Raw genomic sequence first — 14636 nt, 5'->3', positions numbered from 1 at the left:
AGGTCCGCCGCCTGCCAGTGATCGATCCAATCGGCGAGCCCGCGGGTCACTGGTAGCACCGGACGGCGCTTGTCGTTCTGAGCGCGGCCTGGCGGGTTCAGATCGATGGCTCCCAGTCGCCGATCGTACTGCGCCGCCGGCGTGAAATCCGTGACTGCTTCGGGCCGTGCCCAGGTGTTGAGCGCAAGGATTAGCCAGCGCTGCAGGTGAGGTGTTTCCAGCGCGTCGATGAAGGTGGCCATCTCGACCATCGTCGGCACGAAACCGCCCTTCTTCGGCGGGGCAAGCTTCAGCTCCTTGGCAATCCGCTCGCCTTGGAAGACGATCTTGGGCACGTGCGAGACGATGGCCCCTTCGACCGGCTGACCGATTGCGTCGAGCCGCATCTTGACGGCGGCGGCATCATTCATTGCGGCGCCGAGAACGTTGAGGACGCGCTCGATCGTGGCCGCGCCATGGCTATGCGTTCGGTTCAGCCAGCCCGCGAAATCAAGTTGACGCGAGGGCGTCCAAAACGAGAGTGGCGCAGCGATCTGCTTCAAACCCTGGAGATAGTCGACCAAAAGGGTGTTGGCGCGAAGGGCCTGCCCCTCGCTGCGGATCGTCGTCGCATGCCCGTTCAGATACGCCTCCATCACATGCACAGTCAGGACTTGCGCAGGGCCTGGGCACTCGCTCGCGGAGCGAGCGGGCGCGGCTGCGATGAGGGCGACGAGGGCTTGCTTCGCTTCCTCGCCATCCGCTGTACGCAGGCTTCGGCGGCGGACAGTGCGAGCTCCGGCGTCATAGCGACAGGCGTAGTAGACACCTCCGCGATCGGGGTGAGGAACATCGAGGTAGTAACCGCCGAATTCCCATCCGACGGCGCCGCCTGATTGCTCGGCTGCCCTGTGCTTACGTTCGGCCACGCTGCGCTCCGATGGTAGCTGCGATCCAGATATTCCTGCACGGCCTCGGCCGTGTAGTGCGGCCCGGTGGGGAAGGCGTAAAATGCGATCCGGCCGCTCTTCCGCGCGCGGCGCAGCTCGCCGGCCTTCAGGAAGCGCCAGCGATCTTCCACGGCGGCCTCGGACAAATAGGCCTCGGGGCTGATGACCGGCATGACGGTATGCGACATGTCACTCCCCCCTCATGCGCTGAATCTGCCGAAATTTCCTGTCGGCCATCCGGCGGATGCACCCGACAGTCAGCTCCCGATCAAAACCGCGCTCGACCAGCGAATTGACCATGATGCGAGGCAGCGGGCCCATCAGCTTCGGATCTTTGATGAGCACGGCGAGAAACGCGTTCATGCACGCTGAGGCGATGTCCGCGCTCTCGGGAGCACGCTCCTTCACAAGCCGTTCGCGATATTTGCGCTGATATTCGCGCTGCTTTTTCAGCCTCGCACGATATCTCTGCGCGTCCCTGGGGTCATGGAACGTCATGGCACGGGCCTCCTTGGTCCCGTGCTGCCCCATTGTGGGAACAATCATGCAAGGAAGAAGAGAAAAATTTTGGCCCTGCGGACGGCGCGGCCGAGAGCTAATGCGGTTTTTCTCTCCTACTCTTTTAGGAGGGCGATGCGTGAACTCACGATTGCATCTCACATTGTGAGGCTGCGATCTGAAGAGTTTCGGGACAGTGCAGTTGGCGATCATCAGTTCGGCCCCTGCTTGCCCGTGTCGAACCCGCCGACGCCAGCGCCATACTTCCGCACTTCGATGTTGATCGTAGCCGATGTCGAGAATTTCAGCATGGTCTTGAGCTGCTCGATCTTGGCTTTCGCCTCAACAATGCCGCGATCAAGCTCGGAATTCAGCGAGTTGACGTAGCTGGCACCCGCCGTCGTACCGGCATCCGACATGTCGACCTTAGGCGCCTCATAGGTCTTGGCGCCCTTGCCTGTGCCAGTCGTGACCGGCATCGTCCCAAAGCTTCCGAGCCTGCCCTGGCTGGCCAGCGCGGTGCTGATTTCACCTGCCCGCTTCCGCGCGTTGCCGCCGACCTGCATGTCGTTGAACTCGCGCTCCATCCGCCGCTTGCGGATGGCCTCGGCGATGTCCAGCGCCTGGGCTGCGGCTGCAGGGCGGTCTCGCATCGGAATGGTTTTCGAGGCCAACGGATCGAAGCTGGAGAGGCGAGCGTGGGTGTCGCGCGCTCGCTGTTCGTCAGCCGCGTCCTTCTCGTCGACGGCGCCATACCGCTGCCTGCGATAGGAATCTTCCGCAGCCTTGATGATCTCCGGGTTCTTGGCATGGGCGATGACATAGGGCAGCGCCGCCGCGTCATATTTCCCCGCATTGATCTCCGCGAGCGTCTGCTGGTCCTTTGCGCGTTGATCTTCCGGTTTCGACCCGGGCGTGCCGGGCTTGCCAGCGCGGTCGGCCGCGTCCTCGTCGATCTTACGCAGCCGCTCGAGGCGCCGCGAGGCGCTCTCGGAGGCGTCGACCGCTTCGTTGATGACATCGGCGAACCCGCCGGCGATGATCTTCAGATGGTTTCCTGTCCGGACGAGCAGGGTGTCGATCGATGCCTGGGCGCGGTCGAGTTTATTGAAGTCCTTCTCGATGGCGATGCCGAAGCCGGAGCGCACCGATCCGAGCGCCTTCGCCTTGTCGTTGGCAAGCGCCAGCAGCTTCGTGATGCGATCGAGCCCGCCGACCATGCGAGAGATGTCGTCGGCGTATTCCATGCCGAACATGTCTTTCAGGACGGCGATGCGTTTGGTCCCCTCGAGCTTTTTCAGGGCTCCGAGGAGCGTCATGATCGACCCGGTCGCATCCTTGTCGACGCTCTTACGGAACGCCTTCGGCTTGAGCCCGATCTTGGTCAGCGCCTCGTCGAATTTGTCGTCCGGAACAGAGATCTTCGTCAGCATGGCATTGAGGCCGGTGGATGCGACCTCGGTACCGACGCCGACCTCCTTCAGCGCCGCGCCGAAGGCGAGCATGTTTTCGGCCGAGATGCCGAGGCCCTTACCTGCCCCGCCGACGCGCCGCAGGATCTCGATCAGATCCTTCTCGGACGATGCCGAGCCATCCGCCACGGTGTTGATGGCATCGCCGATGCCCTCGATACGCTTCTGGTTGGCTTCGAAGATGTTGCCGATCTCGGCCAGCGCCTGGCCGGTCTCCTCCGCGTTGGTACCCCATGCTACGGTCGCCTTGGAGGCGTATTCGGTGAAGCGGCCGAGTTCGCTGTTGGGGCGACCGGCAAAGCCCGCAGCAGCGTAAAGCTTCGCAAGCTCCTCCTTGGTTTTGCCGGTAGCGCGGGCCAGGTCGAGAATAAAGTTCTCCTGACTTTTGAGAACATCGCCGCTGGAGTCTGTCGCGCGTTGGATGTTATACATCTCGCGCTCCAGCGAGATCGCGGATTTCAGCGCTCGGCGCGCGCCATCCATCGCCGCGAAGGCGCCGCCGACGCTACCGAGAGCGCGCGCGATCGTCGAGTTGAACGCCATCGAAGCCTGGGACTGTTGGGCACGGAAGCGGCCAAGATCGCGAGCTGCATTCTGCAGTCCGGGCTTCAAGCTGTTCTTTGCGGTGATTATCGCCTCTGCCCTGACAACCTGCATCACGTCACCTCGTCAGTTTCTGCCAATGCGCCAGCTCGGGCAGTGTCATGCGCTTGATTTCGGATGGTGCGATTCCTGCTCGGACGAGCTGCCGGATCGCATCCTCGATCTCAGCTTCGCTTTGCGAAAAAAATCGATGACGGCGTCCTCCATCAGCATGCCGAGGGCGAGGTCGCTGTCACGGCCGATCACGTCGGCGTCGTGGTCTGTCACAAGCCGATTGATCCATGTGACGAGCCGCGGGCGATCGAGGAACGGCGTGGCATAACCGCGCTCGTCGACGATATAGGTCAGGGGATCGCCGATCTCCCAGCTCTCGGCCACGGTGGGACGGCGGAGTGTCGCGTGGCCCTTCGGCTCGGTGAAGAGCAGGATCGGCGCAGCAAAATGGATGCGGACGCTGCCATCGGGCAGATCTTCGCGGCGCGGGGCGGAGTGGGTATCGTTCGACATCTTGAATGCTCCTCGATTGCACGACAGACCGAGAGGCTTCCGGCGGGCCACAGCCCGCCGGAAGTCGTCAGACTGAAACGCCATTCAGTCTCACCGTTGCGGCGGCGTCGCCGGACAGCGCCGCCTCGGTCGCCGCGCCGATCAGGGTGTTGCCGCTGGCGGTGGTGGTGACGACCTTGTTGGTCGCGTCCCAATAGAGCTTGGCGCCGACCGTGACGGCACCGGCGGCCTTCGGCAGGGTCCAGACGTCGGTGACGCAGAAGGCGACGAGTTCGCCTGCGGCAGCGGCCTTCGCAGCAATCCCGAAGATTGAACCGATGAGGGCGCCGTCGCCGCTCGCGACGCCGCCGGCGGGAGCGGGAAGAGTGAGGGAATTGCCAGGCTGAACGTGGTTTTTCATGTCAGATGCCTTTCGAGTAGGAGAAGCGAACAGTGCTGATGTGCCGTCCGGAAAACGCGGCAATGCGGCGTTCGAGATCGGCGATGGCGGACGCCATGTCGGCGTCGGATTTGTATTCGGTGACGCGGCGGCTCTCGCCGCTCACGAATTCGACCCTCGCCACACCCGTGGCGCGCGCTGCTCGCAAGCTAACAAGCTGATCCTGAAGTTCGGCGAGGGTCTCCATCGTCATGCTCCCGCGTTGACGTACCAGCCGCGCCAGTCGACGAAGCCGGCACCGAAATCGACACGCGCCTTGGTCTGAACCCCGTCGACTTCGAAGCCAGCCTTCGTCTCGATGACGACGCCCTCCTCGCCCTCCAGGTATGCGTATTCGAGGCCGTCGACCGTCGCAGGATCGGCGGAGACGTACCAACGGTTGCCGGTGAGGCGGGCATCGACGGCAAGAGCGAGCTTGCCGGCGAAGGGGTTCGTGTCGGCGGGTGAATTGGGGTTCAACACCGTCAGAAGCTGCTCGGCCTCAGTCTCCTTGTCGGGGCCGACGAGGAGGTAGCGAGGCGCGGTGTCGATCGACTCGCCGGTCAGTCCCACCTGCTTGCGCATCGCGGCGCGGGCGACGGACAGGCTCGCGACAGTGATCGCCGTCCCGGTCGCCGCCTTGTTGCCATGGCTCGTGTGGAAGAGAGCATTGCCATCCGACATCGTCGGCCCGTTCGCGCTGTTCGAAATCAGCAGGTCGATGAGGATTTGGGCTTCGGTGGCGGCTGCGGCCTGGCCCATGCGACGAGCGAAATCGACGAAGGCGCCGAGGTCGTCATTCACGATCGCCTGGCGGGAAATCGTGATGATGCGGCCCCAGGTGTTGAGCTTGTAGCTCTCCTTCGCCTCGGCAAGGGTTCCCGACTTGAATTCTCCACCCTCGACAACCGGCAGCAGCCGCGGACCTTCCGAGAGCTGCAGCCGATGCTGCGAACGGAAGTCGCGTGCCGTGGTCTTGCGAGCGAGCATCTTCAGGCCGGACGGCGCGGCCCGATACGATTCCCGGAGCGTCCTGCCGATGGTGTCGCCGAGGATCAGTGGAAAATCGCTCGTCGAGTGCAACGCGCGTTCGACGATGGTGGCGGCAGACAATCCGGTCGTCGCCATCCCGCGAAGCCGGAGGCTGTCCCGGGCGATATCCAGCGTGCTGAGCCCGAAGAACGGTCGCGCCGGCTCCGAAAGCTGATGCCCCGGATTGTGCCGCGCGAAGAGCGCCTCGCCGACATGGCGGACGCGCAGCTCGGGGTCGGTGTGGTCCGCGCCGATCGAGATCGTCGCGTTGCGCACGGTGCCGGCCGGCGCGGCGCGGGTACCCAGCGCGGCGAAGGCCGCCTGGCGCGCATGGTCGGCGTTGGCATTGGCGTCGATCTGGCCGTCGATCCAGGTCTGGTCGAGACCGGAAAGACGGGCGATCGACCGGATCTCGCCGTTCACCGCTGCGCGGTCGGCGATCTCAATGTTGGCGCCGGCGGCTCGTTCCTGAACCGGGGGCGCGGTGACAACCGGCGCGAGCGCCGGAGGGGTGACCGGCTGTTCGACCGGTGCGGGATTGGCCGTCATGCTGTGACTCCTGGTACCAGCAAGGCGGTCGGCGGGGAGAACGACGAGCGAGGCTTCCAGCAGGTCGATCCGGGTCGCGATCTTTTCGCGGCGCTTGGTCGACGGGTTGGCCTGCTCGCGGGAAGCGAGAGTGATGTAGCCGATGGAAGCGCTGAACCGATGGCCGTCGCCGAGATCGGCGGCAATGCGCTGCGACAAGGGGTGGTGACGGGACAGCGTGGCACGGCCGAGCAGCTCCCCGCCGACCACCCGAAGGGTGTCGACGCTGCCCAGGACGTTGTCCATGCTGCCCCGCCGATGGGCGTCGAGCAGAGGGATCTGCGACGGCCAACTCTGATTTTCGAGAGACAGGATCTCGACGTATTCGCCGCGCTCGTCGTACCGCGAGACGCCTGCCCCGCTTGTCGCGATCACGCACTCGACGGTCCAGGTATCGGCGTTCCATGTCGATGCTGCTGCCGGCAGGCGGCGGACGACGATATCCATCGGTTCCGGCGTGGCCGGTGTGACGGGGGCGGCGGCGTTCATGGGTTCGGGCTCCCGATAAGGATGGGACGGGGTTGCGGTGCGAAGGTCAGCTTGAGCCGTTGGGCGCGGGCATTGTCGTCCGCGATCTCCTTGTCGAGCCGCTCGATATCCTCGCCGCGCGCAGCGACCGCTTGGCGGCGGCTCATGAGCCCCGCGCCGATCGCCGCGATCTCTGCCTCGGCGTCCTTGAGCGGGTCGATCCAGTCGAAGCGAGGTGTGATCCAGCGCGCCGCGTCATAGGCGGCGGGATCGTTGAAATATCCAGCCATGTCCGACGCGCCCGAAAGCGCGCGCAACAGCAGCCAGTTGCGCCAGACGGGGCGGCAGAACTGAAAAACGATCATGCCGTGCTGGAGCGCTTCGACGCGGCGGCGCCATTCGACGAGCCCTGCGCGCAGGCTGGAGTAATTGGCCTGCGTCAGGTCGCCCGACAGGACATGCGCCGGCACGCCGAGGCCGGCCGCGATCTCGTCACGCGTGATGCGAAGGAAGTCGATGACTTCGGCGCCGAGCCCTGCCGGCTCGCTGAACCTGACGTCCTGCCCTGCCCCCAGAACACTCATCGTTCCCGGTTCGAGCGTGACCTGCAGGTTCGAACCGTTCGGCGTGCCGTCGAAGTTCTCGACCGTCGATTTCGGATCGACGATGAAGCCTGCGAAAAGCGATGCGACGAGTTGGCGCTGGAGCTGCGCATCCATGGCCCGGTCATAATCGGCCATGCGGAGCAGCACGGGCGCGAACCATGTGATGCCGCGGACCTGCCCCGGGAAGATCCGCTTGAACAGGTGGACCACCTGGGCGGCGGGCACGCGCACCGTCTCATAGGAAACCGGAAACGGCATACCAGGCTGGTCGCGCCTGATATGATAGGCGACGCGCCTGCCGCCGGCATCGAACTCGATGCCTTGGATGACGCAGCCGCCATTCATCGTGTTTTGCGTGACGTTGCGGTCGACCTGTTCCGGATCGAGCAGGCGGAGGCGCCCACCGGCCAGCAGAAGCCCGAAGGCTTCGCCGCTGATCACCATCGACCGCACCGCCGCCGCCTGGAGCCCATAAAAATCGGTCAGCTCGTCGGCGTCCGCGTCGTCCGTCCAGGCTTCGAAATCCAGCGCAAGTCCCGAGGCCCGGCTCTGGACCTTCAGCCCGGTCCCGACAAGGGCCGAAACCCAGGCCTCGACGCCACTCGCGGCGTGGGCATTGTTCGCAACAAGGCCGCGGGCTCGGCGCGCGAGCGTGCCGCCACTCGCGAGCATGGCGGACACCGCGCTCGGCATGTCGGCGAAACCGGTCCAGCGGCGGCCCATGCCGCCACCATCGAAGGCGCGAACAGCTGGCGGGGCGGGCTTCTGGCCGCGGCGGAACAGATTCGCTGGGAATTTCGGGAACGCAAACCTCATCGCGCCACCTCGACGAGATAGGGCTTCAGCAGCTCTGCGAGGCGGTCGATGCTCCTCTCCGCTTCCTCAAAGGCGGCCGTCATGTAGGCCACCTCCTTCAGGATGGCGGCCTGGTCGGCCGCCGGCACGTCTGTGTAGAGCTGAGGCTCCTTCCGGACGCTGATCTGCGGCAGGTTCAGCACGAAGGCCCCGCAGGGGCGCGGGCCAGCCGGCGCGTTGGGGAACAAGAAGACATTCATCGTGCGATCTCCTCCTTGCTGGCGATCGTGAGATCGAGGGCGTGCAAGAGGTACGGAACCGCCCTGCGCAGCCGGCGCAGCTCGTCGAGCGAGCAGCGCTCCAGGCGCCACGCCGGCCAGCAGTGCTCATTGCGGAACCGCCGCCATGCGGGCGTGATCCGGTCGAGACGCTCGTCGTTCGTGTTTTGGCGATGATTTGAAGCCGTTTCGTTCCCGGATTGACGCTGCGAGATGGCGCTCATGTGTCGTCTCCCTCTGCGTTTGGCTTGGGGCGAAGCGCGTCCGCGAGCGTGCCGAATACGATCCGCCGCGTGTCTTCTGCAGTCGCGACGGTCTCGGGCTGGAGTGCCGCCAGCTCCGTCAGGACGTGACCGGTGACGGCGCGCAGATCGAAGATCGTGATCGCACCCCGAGCCCAGGCGAGGACGGCGCCGACATTCTCTTCCGGCCCGATCGAGATGAACGAGGCCGACGCGTCACGGGGCCAATGGTCAGGAGCGGTGCTTGAAACCTGGCCGGATATCTCGTCGACGAAGGCAGTCGGCCCGCTCGAAGCTGAGCTTCCGCGCATGAACCCGTGCAGATAGGAGGTGTCCCTATCCTCGAGCAGTGCTGCGAAGTTGAGCCGAAGCCACTTGTCGGCATGCCAAACGGCATCGTCGACTGCCAAACCGTGCTCGGTCATCACCACAACGGCGCGCAGCACGCACATGTCGATGATCGAAAAATAGCTCCACCCCTTCGTTTCCATGGTCTCAGGGAAGAGATTGTGCCGGTGCCGCCATGCGCGGAACGTGACGGACTTGCAGCCAGCGACTGCAACCAGGGTCGACGTCTGATGTGTGCGAGCCCTGATATCCATCTGTTGCGCCTGTATCCCTTTCCTGAAGTGTTGCAAACATAACGCTTTTAATGCGTTAGTCAAGATCGATGAAAACTCTTTCTTTTCAGAAACTTAACGACGGTTTGCATCGACCGATCCGAAAATCCCCAGGAGTTCGTCATCGAAATCGAACCCCTCTTTCAGAAGCGCGAGGAGGAATGAATTCTTGGCCGCGACCTCCGCCATGGTTGTGGGCCGGTAGCAGAGAACCCGCTTGCGCAGGGCCTCGGCTTCCCTGCAGGCGCGCTCTGCCATCTCGGCCGCGGCCGTGATTCCGAGCCGCTGCTCGGCGTCGCAACGTTCGGCCTCGATCTGCCCGATCTCGCTGATCAGCCGATCGCGGGTGACGCGGAGTTCACCGACGCGGGTCCGTTGCAGCCGGTCGCTTTCCCACGCCGCGATCATGCGGCCGAAATGGGATTCGATCTGCTCCCGGGTCCGGAACTCCATCGGCGCATACGAGACGGCTCCCGTTTCCGGGTCTTCGATCCGGCGCCGGCCATATTCGATCGCCGGGGCGGGCAGCCGGTGCTTCTCCTCCAGCTCCCAATGGGCGACGACAGCGACCTCCGCGGCCTCCTTGGCCCACCGGTGATCCGCGATCATCTCGTCAAGATCGGAGGCCTGCCCCGCGAGGGCAGGCGCCGCGGTGGCGGCAGCGAGGCTGCCGAGCAGCGCGCGGCGTGAAGGTTTGACCATCGCAGTCATGCCCATTCCTCCTGTCGAGATCCGCCGGACGAAAGCCGGCCTGACATGGACTCGCCCTCCGACCAGCCAAGCGTCAGCTCGCGATCTGCGTCGCCAGCCTCTGCGTCATGGCTGTCCTCATCGTCGTCGCCGAAGGGTGAGTTCCGGAATCCGCCTCCGAGCGTCTCTGTGCCGGTCTGCTCGGCGTCGTTCTCGGGCTCGAGGTCGGTATCGCCATCGAGAGAATCGAGCACGGCGATCAGCCGCTCGACGGCCTCTTCCATCTGTCGGCGCATCGCCGGCGTGATCATCGTGACTCCAGGCAAGCCGCTCGCGGCTGCCGCAACGCGTGCGTTGGGCATGGTTTGCTCCTCGGGCTGGGTTGTGCTACTTTCACTTGTGACATTAGCACAAGGATTATGGCTTGTGAAGCCTGCACAAGTGAGGATGGCGCGAGCCGCTCTGAATTGGAGCTTAGCCGACCTGGCAAGCGCTGCCGGTGTGCACAGAAACACCATTTCCAACTTCGAAACCGGGAAATATGCCGGGGACCAAGAGAAATTGGCCGTCATGCGTGCGGCGCTGGAAGCCGCGGGCGTCGTGTTCATTCCTGAGAATGGTGGTGGGCCTGGGGTGCGCCTCCGGAAGAACGCCGATGTCTGAGGCGGCGAGGTCGAACCTAGAGCGGCAATCGATCGTCGTTGCGGCGATTCTTGAGAAAATGCTGGAAGGCGGCGTGCTGCCTGAGTGGATTTCTGCCGAGACGTTCAGCGCGGCCTATGCCGAGGCAGGTTATCCTGCCCGCTTCGACTCTGAGAGCTTGATCGAAGACATCATCGCCTGGCTCGATCGCGAGCAGATAATCTTCGTCAAGAATTCGATGCAGGGCACCGAAGGCGAAATGGTCTGGGAATGCGGTTTGACGGCCAAGGGTATCCACTTGGTCCAAACGCCCACCGCCATTTTTGGAGGCCTCACTCCGCAGCAGGTCATCGAAGGTAAGGCGAAGGGAGATGCGCCGGCCTCGCAGTATGTGAAGGCCGGTTCGTTTTTGGGAGGCCTGTTCGGCGGCGCGATCAAGTCGATGAGCGGCTAAGCCGCGTCATCGCCAAGCCGGACAAGGTCGTCGCTGATCGAAAATAGCAGCTGCAGGTCCGTGTCACACTCCTCGCCCCTCTCGACCAGTTCACGCCGTAGCTGGGATGCGCGTGCCTTGGCCTGAATGCCGGCGAACGTCATGGGTCGCATTGCTATGAGCTGGTCATGGAGTTCCCACATCCGGACATAGAGCCGGGTGTCCTCATCATCGGCGGCCGCTAGCCCACATTCGATCTTGGCTCGCGTGCAGTCAGCCGTCCACCGATCGTACGCCGCAACGATCTCGTCAGCGCGCGCTTGTGCTTGCTGATACGGGACAACAATCTCCTCGCCGTCATGTGTGGTCGCCGGCCTGGTGATCGGCCCCTTTCGAAAGGTGTCGATGAGGTTCACATACCACCATGTGCCGTCATGCGTGCGGCAGGGGCGAAAGCAGAGCGGATCTCCCCGCCGAGGCAACAACGCCGCCGGCACTTGCGGCTGAACATAGCGCGCCTCGGCGGCACCAAGGACCTTTTGGCTATGCTCCCGGGCTGCCCTGGCATGCTCGTATTCGACCGCCAGTGAGATGATCAGGGCGTCGGCGTGGTTGCCGGCCAGGGCTTTGGCTGCTGCGAGATTGCCGGCCGAAGCAGGCGTCGCGTTGGCAAACAGATCGCGATGGGAGACGTCGATGGTCATGCTGGCCTCCTTGGCTGTTCGATGCGCCAGAGAAACCGACGAAAACGCGCGCTAACAATTCATCGACCAACGCTATCCTCGCAATGCCCGCAATTCGTCCCCGTAATTCCCCGAGAGGCTCTCAGCCCCAGCAACGTTGGGCGAGCGCCGAGCCCTGAACGACGCTGTAGTTTCCAAAGCCCATCGTCTCGGCAATGACCGATCCTGCCGCCTGATACTGCTCGGCCTCCGCTGGCATCAATCCGCGAGGCATGATCTCCAGCACGCTGCGGCATCGCTTGCAATGGCCGCGATATCGCGTCGGGCTGTAGGCCTTTTTCCAATCGAATGCGCTATGGCCGTTGCTCCGAGCGGCCTGCTCGGCGAGCGGCTTCATGTCGGCTTGGGATAAGCGACGAATCACAGCCATCAAACTCTCCGCAGCGAGCTCGCATCAGTTGCATGTGATGCATCATCCATGCACCCACCGCGACCTTATCACGGCAGCCCGCGGCGCGGCGATGTCCCGCGGCGGCTCGGTATCCGCTCGCATCGCTGCGCTGGCGGTGCGGGTCGCGGCATCGCCTAGGCTGAAGCCAGCAGCGCCCAATCCGGCGAGCGCCGCCGTCGCATAGACGCGGCAATCCAGCGGCTCATTTCGAACGCCGCGATCGACGATCCACTCGATGCGGGCGACGCCTCGGGTCCATTTCCGTACCGGCCGCTCGGCCATCAGGCCGGCGAACCATGTGACGTCGCGATCGGCTGGGAAATGGCAGGCGCCCGGCGCGGCTCCCGCTTCGATCCGCAGGCGGGCGAAGAGCTGCGATTTCAGGCCGTCGACGCCAACGATGTGCAAGGGCGTCGTGGTGGCCTTCTGCGGCTTCGGAGGCCTGCGGGGCCATGCAGGCACGCCAGGGCCGCCCTTGCCCTTGATGGCCCACACACGTCGCGCCAGGCGCGCGGCAGAGTACGCCATGACCTGGCTGGTGCGGTGTCCACCGGAATCGATCGCCGCCGCCGCGACGCGCAGATCCGGCACGTCGCGTGGGTGCCGGAACGTCCGCGTCAACAGCGCGTCGAGGGCGGCCCAAGGCTCGGGGCCTGCCGGGTCGCCATGGATGATCCGATAATCGAGCGACCAGCTTTCTTCGTTGCGGCCCCAGCCGACGAGCTCGATCTCGATTCGGTTGTCCTGGACGTCGACACCTGCCGTGATGACCGCGACACCATCCGGCAAAAGCTCGGCCCAGGGGCGCTCGGCGGCCTCGGCGCGCGCCTGCAGCTCGTCGATCGGTACGGTCTGCGTCGCGCGATCCTCAAAAGCTTCACCGAGCTTGAGGTTGGTCCAGGTCTTCAGCCGCGTCGGATCGCTCATCGAAGCGAGGAAGTCGACGGCGATGTCGCCCCAGCTTTCGAACGGGCTGTAGAGCGCCGACAGGTGGAAGCCGGCGGCCTTGCCAGGACCGGGCGCGTCAGGGCGCCACTCGCCGGCGGCCAGCAGAGAGGGCTTCTGATGCTCCTCGATCACGCCGCCGCACTCCTGGCAGGCGTAGAAGGCGCGGGCGGGCTCATCCTTCGGCCAGGTCACGCCGCACCAGGTCAGCGCCTGAAACTCGCCGCAGTGCGGGCACGGCACGTGATAGCGGCGCTGGTCGCTCTCAGCATAGGCGCGCTCGATGCGGCTGACCCCGGCTGTGGTTGGCGTCGAGATCATGATGATCTTGCGGCGACCGCGGAAGGTGACGGTGCGCTGGATCGCGAGAGAGACCGGATCGCCTTCATCGTCGGCATCGGCCGGAAATGCATCGACCTCGTCGAGCGTCAGATAGCGCGCGGCATGCGAGCGCAGGCCGACCGCGCTGTTGGCGCCGGTCATCATCAGCGAGCCGCCCGGGAACTCCTTCAGGGCGATCGTGTTGCCTGGCTCCCGCGACCGTGGCGGCACGATCTTCGCTCGGATTGCCGGGGTGTCCTGGACCAGCGGCTCGATACGGGTGCGAGAGTTCTTGCGGACCATGTCGATCGATGGCCAGACGGCGAGGATCGAGCCCGGCGCATGGTCGATCCAGTAGCCGATCGCATTCAGCGCGGCCTCGGTCCCGCCGGTCTGAGCGCCCTTCATCATCACCACCCGCTCGACCGGGGACGACACCGACAGGCAGTCCATGATCTCCCGCAGATAGGGCACGCGCGCCGTGCGCCACGGCCCCGGCTCGGCGTTGGCACCCGGCAGGAGACGGTTCTGGTCCGCCCATTCTGAAACCGTCATGGCCGGCGGGGTGGTAAGCCCGCGAAGCCAGGCAGCCTCAACCAGCGCGGTCGTCTCGTCCTCGAGCAGCATCATCGGCCGAGGCCTTCCAACGGCCGGGCGGCGAGGCTCGCCAGTTGGTCGCGGACCATCCGGTCGAGGGCGGCGAGCACGATGGCGATGTCGGATCCTGTCGCGGTCGCGATCTCGGGCGCGGCGCGACTGGTCCAGGCGATCCAGCTGTCTCGTTCCATGCGCGCGCGGCCTTCGATCCAGCGGAGGGCTGTGCGGCTGTTGATCAGGTTGCCGGCGAGCTTTTCGGCCTTCAGCTCAGCGATCCTGGCATCGGCAGCGTCGCGCTGCGCCCGCGACGACATCGGCGGCATCATCGTGGAGTCGGTCGATGCGAGCGCAGAGCGGCGGCGGTTGCTGTCGACGTTCGCATCCACCCAGGCAAGCCCGTCGGCGATCCTGATCCGGCCGTTGGGCTCGACGGGGAGACCGGCGGTGATCATCTGCGACACGCGGGCAGGCGTCACGCCGAGCCGCTCGGCGAAACCCTTTTTGGAGAGGGTTTCGACCGGCGGCATCGCGAGCCCGTCAAGCAATCCGTTCTGCGTTGGGTGCATGGCTTTAGCGGCCCCTGCCCGAGACTTTAGGAGCTAAATCTTTGCTCGCTAGTGAAACCGAGCGGACCGCCTGCCCCGCACGCTGGACCGGTAGAGGGACCCGCTCGGCTGCCCCCCTCAGGGCTGCGGCGATCTCCGACCGCTCGACGAAGAACGCTTCGGGGTCGCGATGCGAGATGGTCAGCCGATCAACGCGAGCTGCCAGCTGCGCCAGCACCTCACCCGCCTCATGTGCCACACCTGCCGACCGCTC

At 64.8% G+C, this 14636-nt stretch carries 19 protein-coding genes; 2 read left to right on the top strand and 17 right to left on the bottom strand.

Annotated features, from left to right (window positions below):
* Window positions 1-646: 646 nt before the first annotated feature.
* The 13 genes from AE618_RS13145 to AE618_RS13085 all read right to left on the bottom strand — a co-directional run bounded on the left by AE618_RS13145 (window position 647) and on the right by AE618_RS13085 (window position 10107).
* Window positions 647-1117 carry a hypothetical protein gene (locus AE618_RS13145; protein ID WP_054209504.1) on the bottom strand — a complete coding sequence of 157 codons (471 nt, stop codon included), beginning with the start codon at window positions 1115-1117 and terminating at the stop codon, window positions 647-649.
* A gap of 1 nt (window position 1118) precedes the next feature.
* Window positions 1119-1427 (bottom strand): hypothetical protein, encoded by a 309-nt coding sequence (locus AE618_RS13140; protein WP_156330252.1) that lies wholly within the window; start codon window positions 1425-1427, stop codon window positions 1119-1121.
* 212 nt (window positions 1428-1639) lie between these two features.
* Window positions 1640-3442 (bottom strand): phage tail tape measure protein, encoded by a 1803-nt coding sequence (locus AE618_RS13135; protein ID WP_197280771.1) that lies wholly within the window; start codon window positions 3440-3442, stop codon window positions 1640-1642.
* Window positions 3443-3601: 159 nt separating this feature from the next.
* Window positions 3602-4009, bottom strand: a complete 408-nt coding sequence (locus AE618_RS13130; RefSeq protein ID WP_054209501.1) for a hypothetical protein — start codon at window positions 4007-4009, stop codon at window positions 3602-3604.
* A 67-nt stretch (window positions 4010-4076) separates the two neighbouring features.
* Window positions 4077-4409 (bottom strand): DUF2190 family protein, encoded by a 333-nt coding sequence (locus AE618_RS13125; RefSeq protein WP_054209500.1) that lies wholly within the window; start codon window positions 4407-4409, stop codon window positions 4077-4079.
* Window position 4410: 1 nt separating this feature from the next.
* Window positions 4411-4635, bottom strand: coding sequence for a phage head-tail joining protein (locus AE618_RS13120; RefSeq protein ID WP_054209499.1), 225 nt, complete (start codon window positions 4633-4635; stop codon window positions 4411-4413).
* Window positions 4636-4637: 2 nt separating this feature from the next.
* Window positions 4638-6536, bottom strand: coding sequence for a prohead protease/major capsid protein fusion protein (locus AE618_RS13115; protein ID WP_054209498.1), 1899 nt, complete (start codon window positions 6534-6536; stop codon window positions 4638-4640).
* Complete coding sequence (locus AE618_RS13110; protein ID WP_054209497.1) at window positions 6533-7936, bottom strand: phage portal protein; 1404 nt, start codon at window positions 7934-7936, stop codon at window positions 6533-6535. The genes AE618_RS13115 and AE618_RS13110 overlap by 4 nt, the downstream gene beginning before the upstream one ends.
* Window positions 7933-8175: a hypothetical protein gene (locus AE618_RS13105; RefSeq protein WP_054209496.1), complete on the bottom strand. Its 243-nt coding sequence runs from the start codon at window positions 8173-8175 to the stop codon at window positions 7933-7935. The genes AE618_RS13110 and AE618_RS13105 overlap by 4 nt, the downstream gene beginning before the upstream one ends.
* The gene (locus AE618_RS13100) at window positions 8172-8417 is read right to left on the bottom strand and encodes a hypothetical protein (RefSeq protein WP_054209495.1); all 246 of its coding nucleotides are present in this window, start codon (window positions 8415-8417) and stop codon (window positions 8172-8174) included. Before AE618_RS13100 ends, AE618_RS13105 begins: the two co-directional genes overlap by 4 nt.
* Window positions 8414-9037 carry a hypothetical protein gene (locus tag AE618_RS13095; RefSeq protein WP_054209494.1) on the bottom strand — a complete coding sequence of 208 codons (624 nt, stop codon included), beginning with the start codon at window positions 9035-9037 and terminating at the stop codon, window positions 8414-8416. The genes AE618_RS13100 and AE618_RS13095 overlap by 4 nt, the downstream gene beginning before the upstream one ends.
* A gap of 93 nt (window positions 9038-9130) precedes the next feature.
* Entirely contained in the window at window positions 9131-9772 is a 642-nt protein-coding gene (locus AE618_RS13090) for a hypothetical protein (RefSeq protein WP_054209493.1), read from the bottom strand.
* Complete coding sequence (locus AE618_RS13085; RefSeq protein ID WP_054209492.1) at window positions 9763-10107, bottom strand: hypothetical protein; 345 nt, start codon at window positions 10105-10107, stop codon at window positions 9763-9765. The genes AE618_RS13090 and AE618_RS13085 overlap by 10 nt, the downstream gene beginning before the upstream one ends.
* Before the next feature lie 64 nt (window positions 10108-10171).
* Here AE618_RS13085 and AE618_RS13080 point away from each other — a divergent pair, with 64 nt between their 5' ends.
* Complete coding sequence (locus AE618_RS13080) at window positions 10172-10408, top strand: helix-turn-helix domain-containing protein (RefSeq protein WP_248310854.1); 237 nt, start codon at window positions 10172-10174, stop codon at window positions 10406-10408.
* Entirely contained in the window at window positions 10401-10841 is a 441-nt protein-coding gene (locus AE618_RS13075) for a hypothetical protein (protein ID WP_156330249.1), read from the top strand. The genes AE618_RS13080 and AE618_RS13075 overlap by 8 nt, the downstream gene beginning before the upstream one ends.
* Here AE618_RS13075 and AE618_RS13070 read toward each other — a convergent pair.
* The 4 genes from AE618_RS13070 to AE618_RS13055 all read right to left on the bottom strand — a co-directional run bounded on the left by AE618_RS13070 (window position 10838) and on the right by AE618_RS13055 (window position 14362).
* A complete protein-coding gene (locus AE618_RS13070; RefSeq protein WP_054209489.1) occupies window positions 10838-11524 on the bottom strand; it encodes a hypothetical protein in 687 nt (228 codons plus the stop codon). The two genes, AE618_RS13075 and AE618_RS13070, sit on opposite strands and share 4 nt — an antisense overlap.
* Before the next feature lie 121 nt (window positions 11525-11645).
* Complete coding sequence (locus tag AE618_RS13065) at window positions 11646-11900, bottom strand: hypothetical protein (protein WP_054209488.1); 255 nt, start codon at window positions 11898-11900, stop codon at window positions 11646-11648.
* Window positions 11901-11975: 75 nt separating this feature from the next.
* Window positions 11976-13850 carry a phage terminase large subunit family protein gene (locus AE618_RS13060; protein WP_054209487.1) on the bottom strand — a complete coding sequence of 625 codons (1875 nt, stop codon included), beginning with the start codon at window positions 13848-13850 and terminating at the stop codon, window positions 11976-11978.
* The gene (locus tag AE618_RS13055) at window positions 13847-14362 is read right to left on the bottom strand and encodes a hypothetical protein (protein ID WP_156330248.1); all 516 of its coding nucleotides are present in this window, start codon (window positions 14360-14362) and stop codon (window positions 13847-13849) included. Before AE618_RS13055 ends, AE618_RS13060 begins: the two co-directional genes overlap by 4 nt.
* Window positions 14363-14636: the final 274 nt, after the last annotated feature.

The organism is Allobosea vaviloviae, from assembly GCF_001298265.1.
In the GTDB taxonomy this organism is placed as follows: domain Bacteria; phylum Pseudomonadota; class Alphaproteobacteria; order Rhizobiales; family Beijerinckiaceae; genus Allobosea; species Allobosea vaviloviae_B.
Note: the sequence above shows the minus strand (reverse complement) of the source record. Positions and strands in the feature narration are given on the sequence as shown.

Excerpts from the sequence above, each read along its gene's own strand:
- AE618_RS13110 (WP_054209497.1), bottom strand. The coding sequence starts at position 7,936 with ATGAGGTTTGCGTTCCCGAAATTCCCAGCGAATCTGTTCCGCCGCGGC.
- AE618_RS13145 (WP_054209504.1), bottom strand. The coding sequence starts at position 1,117 with ATGTCGCATACCGTCATGCCGGTCATCAGCCCCGAGGCCTATTTGTCC.
- AE618_RS13085 (WP_054209492.1), bottom strand. The coding sequence starts at position 10,107 with ATGCCCAACGCACGCGTTGCGGCAGCCGCGAGCGGCTTGCCTGGAGTC.
- AE618_RS13090 (WP_054209493.1), bottom strand. The coding sequence starts at position 9,772 with ATGGGCATGACTGCGATGGTCAAACCTTCACGCCGCGCGCTGCTCGGC.
- AE618_RS13130 (WP_054209501.1), bottom strand. The coding sequence starts at position 4,009 with ATGTCGAACGATACCCACTCCGCCCCGCGCCGCGAAGATCTGCCCGAT.
- AE618_RS13140 (WP_156330252.1), bottom strand. The coding sequence starts at position 1,427 with ATGACGTTCCATGACCCCAGGGACGCGCAGAGATATCGTGCGAGGCTG.
- AE618_RS13115 (WP_054209498.1), bottom strand. The coding sequence starts at position 6,536 with ATGAACGCCGCCGCCCCCGTCACACCGGCCACGCCGGAACCGATGGAT.
- AE618_RS13070 (WP_054209489.1), bottom strand. The coding sequence starts at position 11,524 with ATGACCATCGACGTCTCCCATCGCGATCTGTTTGCCAACGCGACGCCT.
- AE618_RS13120 (WP_054209499.1), bottom strand. The coding sequence starts at position 4,635 with ATGGAGACCCTCGCCGAACTTCAGGATCAGCTTGTTAGCTTGCGAGCA.
- AE618_RS13100 (WP_054209495.1), bottom strand. The coding sequence starts at position 8,417 with ATGAGCGCCATCTCGCAGCGTCAATCCGGGAACGAAACGGCTTCAAAT.
- AE618_RS13060 (WP_054209487.1), bottom strand. The coding sequence starts at position 13,850 with ATGATGCTGCTCGAGGACGAGACGACCGCGCTGGTTGAGGCTGCCTGG.
- AE618_RS13065 (WP_054209488.1), bottom strand. The coding sequence starts at position 11,900 with ATGAAGCCGCTCGCCGAGCAGGCCGCTCGGAGCAACGGCCATAGCGCA.
- AE618_RS13075 (WP_156330249.1), top strand. The coding sequence starts at position 10,401 with ATGTCTGAGGCGGCGAGGTCGAACCTAGAGCGGCAATCGATCGTCGTT.
- AE618_RS13105 (WP_054209496.1), bottom strand. The coding sequence starts at position 8,175 with ATGAATGTCTTCTTGTTCCCCAACGCGCCGGCTGGCCCGCGCCCCTGC.
- AE618_RS13095 (WP_054209494.1), bottom strand. The coding sequence starts at position 9,037 with ATGGATATCAGGGCTCGCACACATCAGACGTCGACCCTGGTTGCAGTC.
- AE618_RS13135 (WP_197280771.1), bottom strand. The coding sequence starts at position 3,442 with ATGGCGTTCAACTCGACGATCGCGCGCGCTCTCGGTAGCGTCGGCGGC.
- AE618_RS13125 (WP_054209500.1), bottom strand. The coding sequence starts at position 4,409 with ATGAAAAACCACGTTCAGCCTGGCAATTCCCTCACTCTTCCCGCTCCC.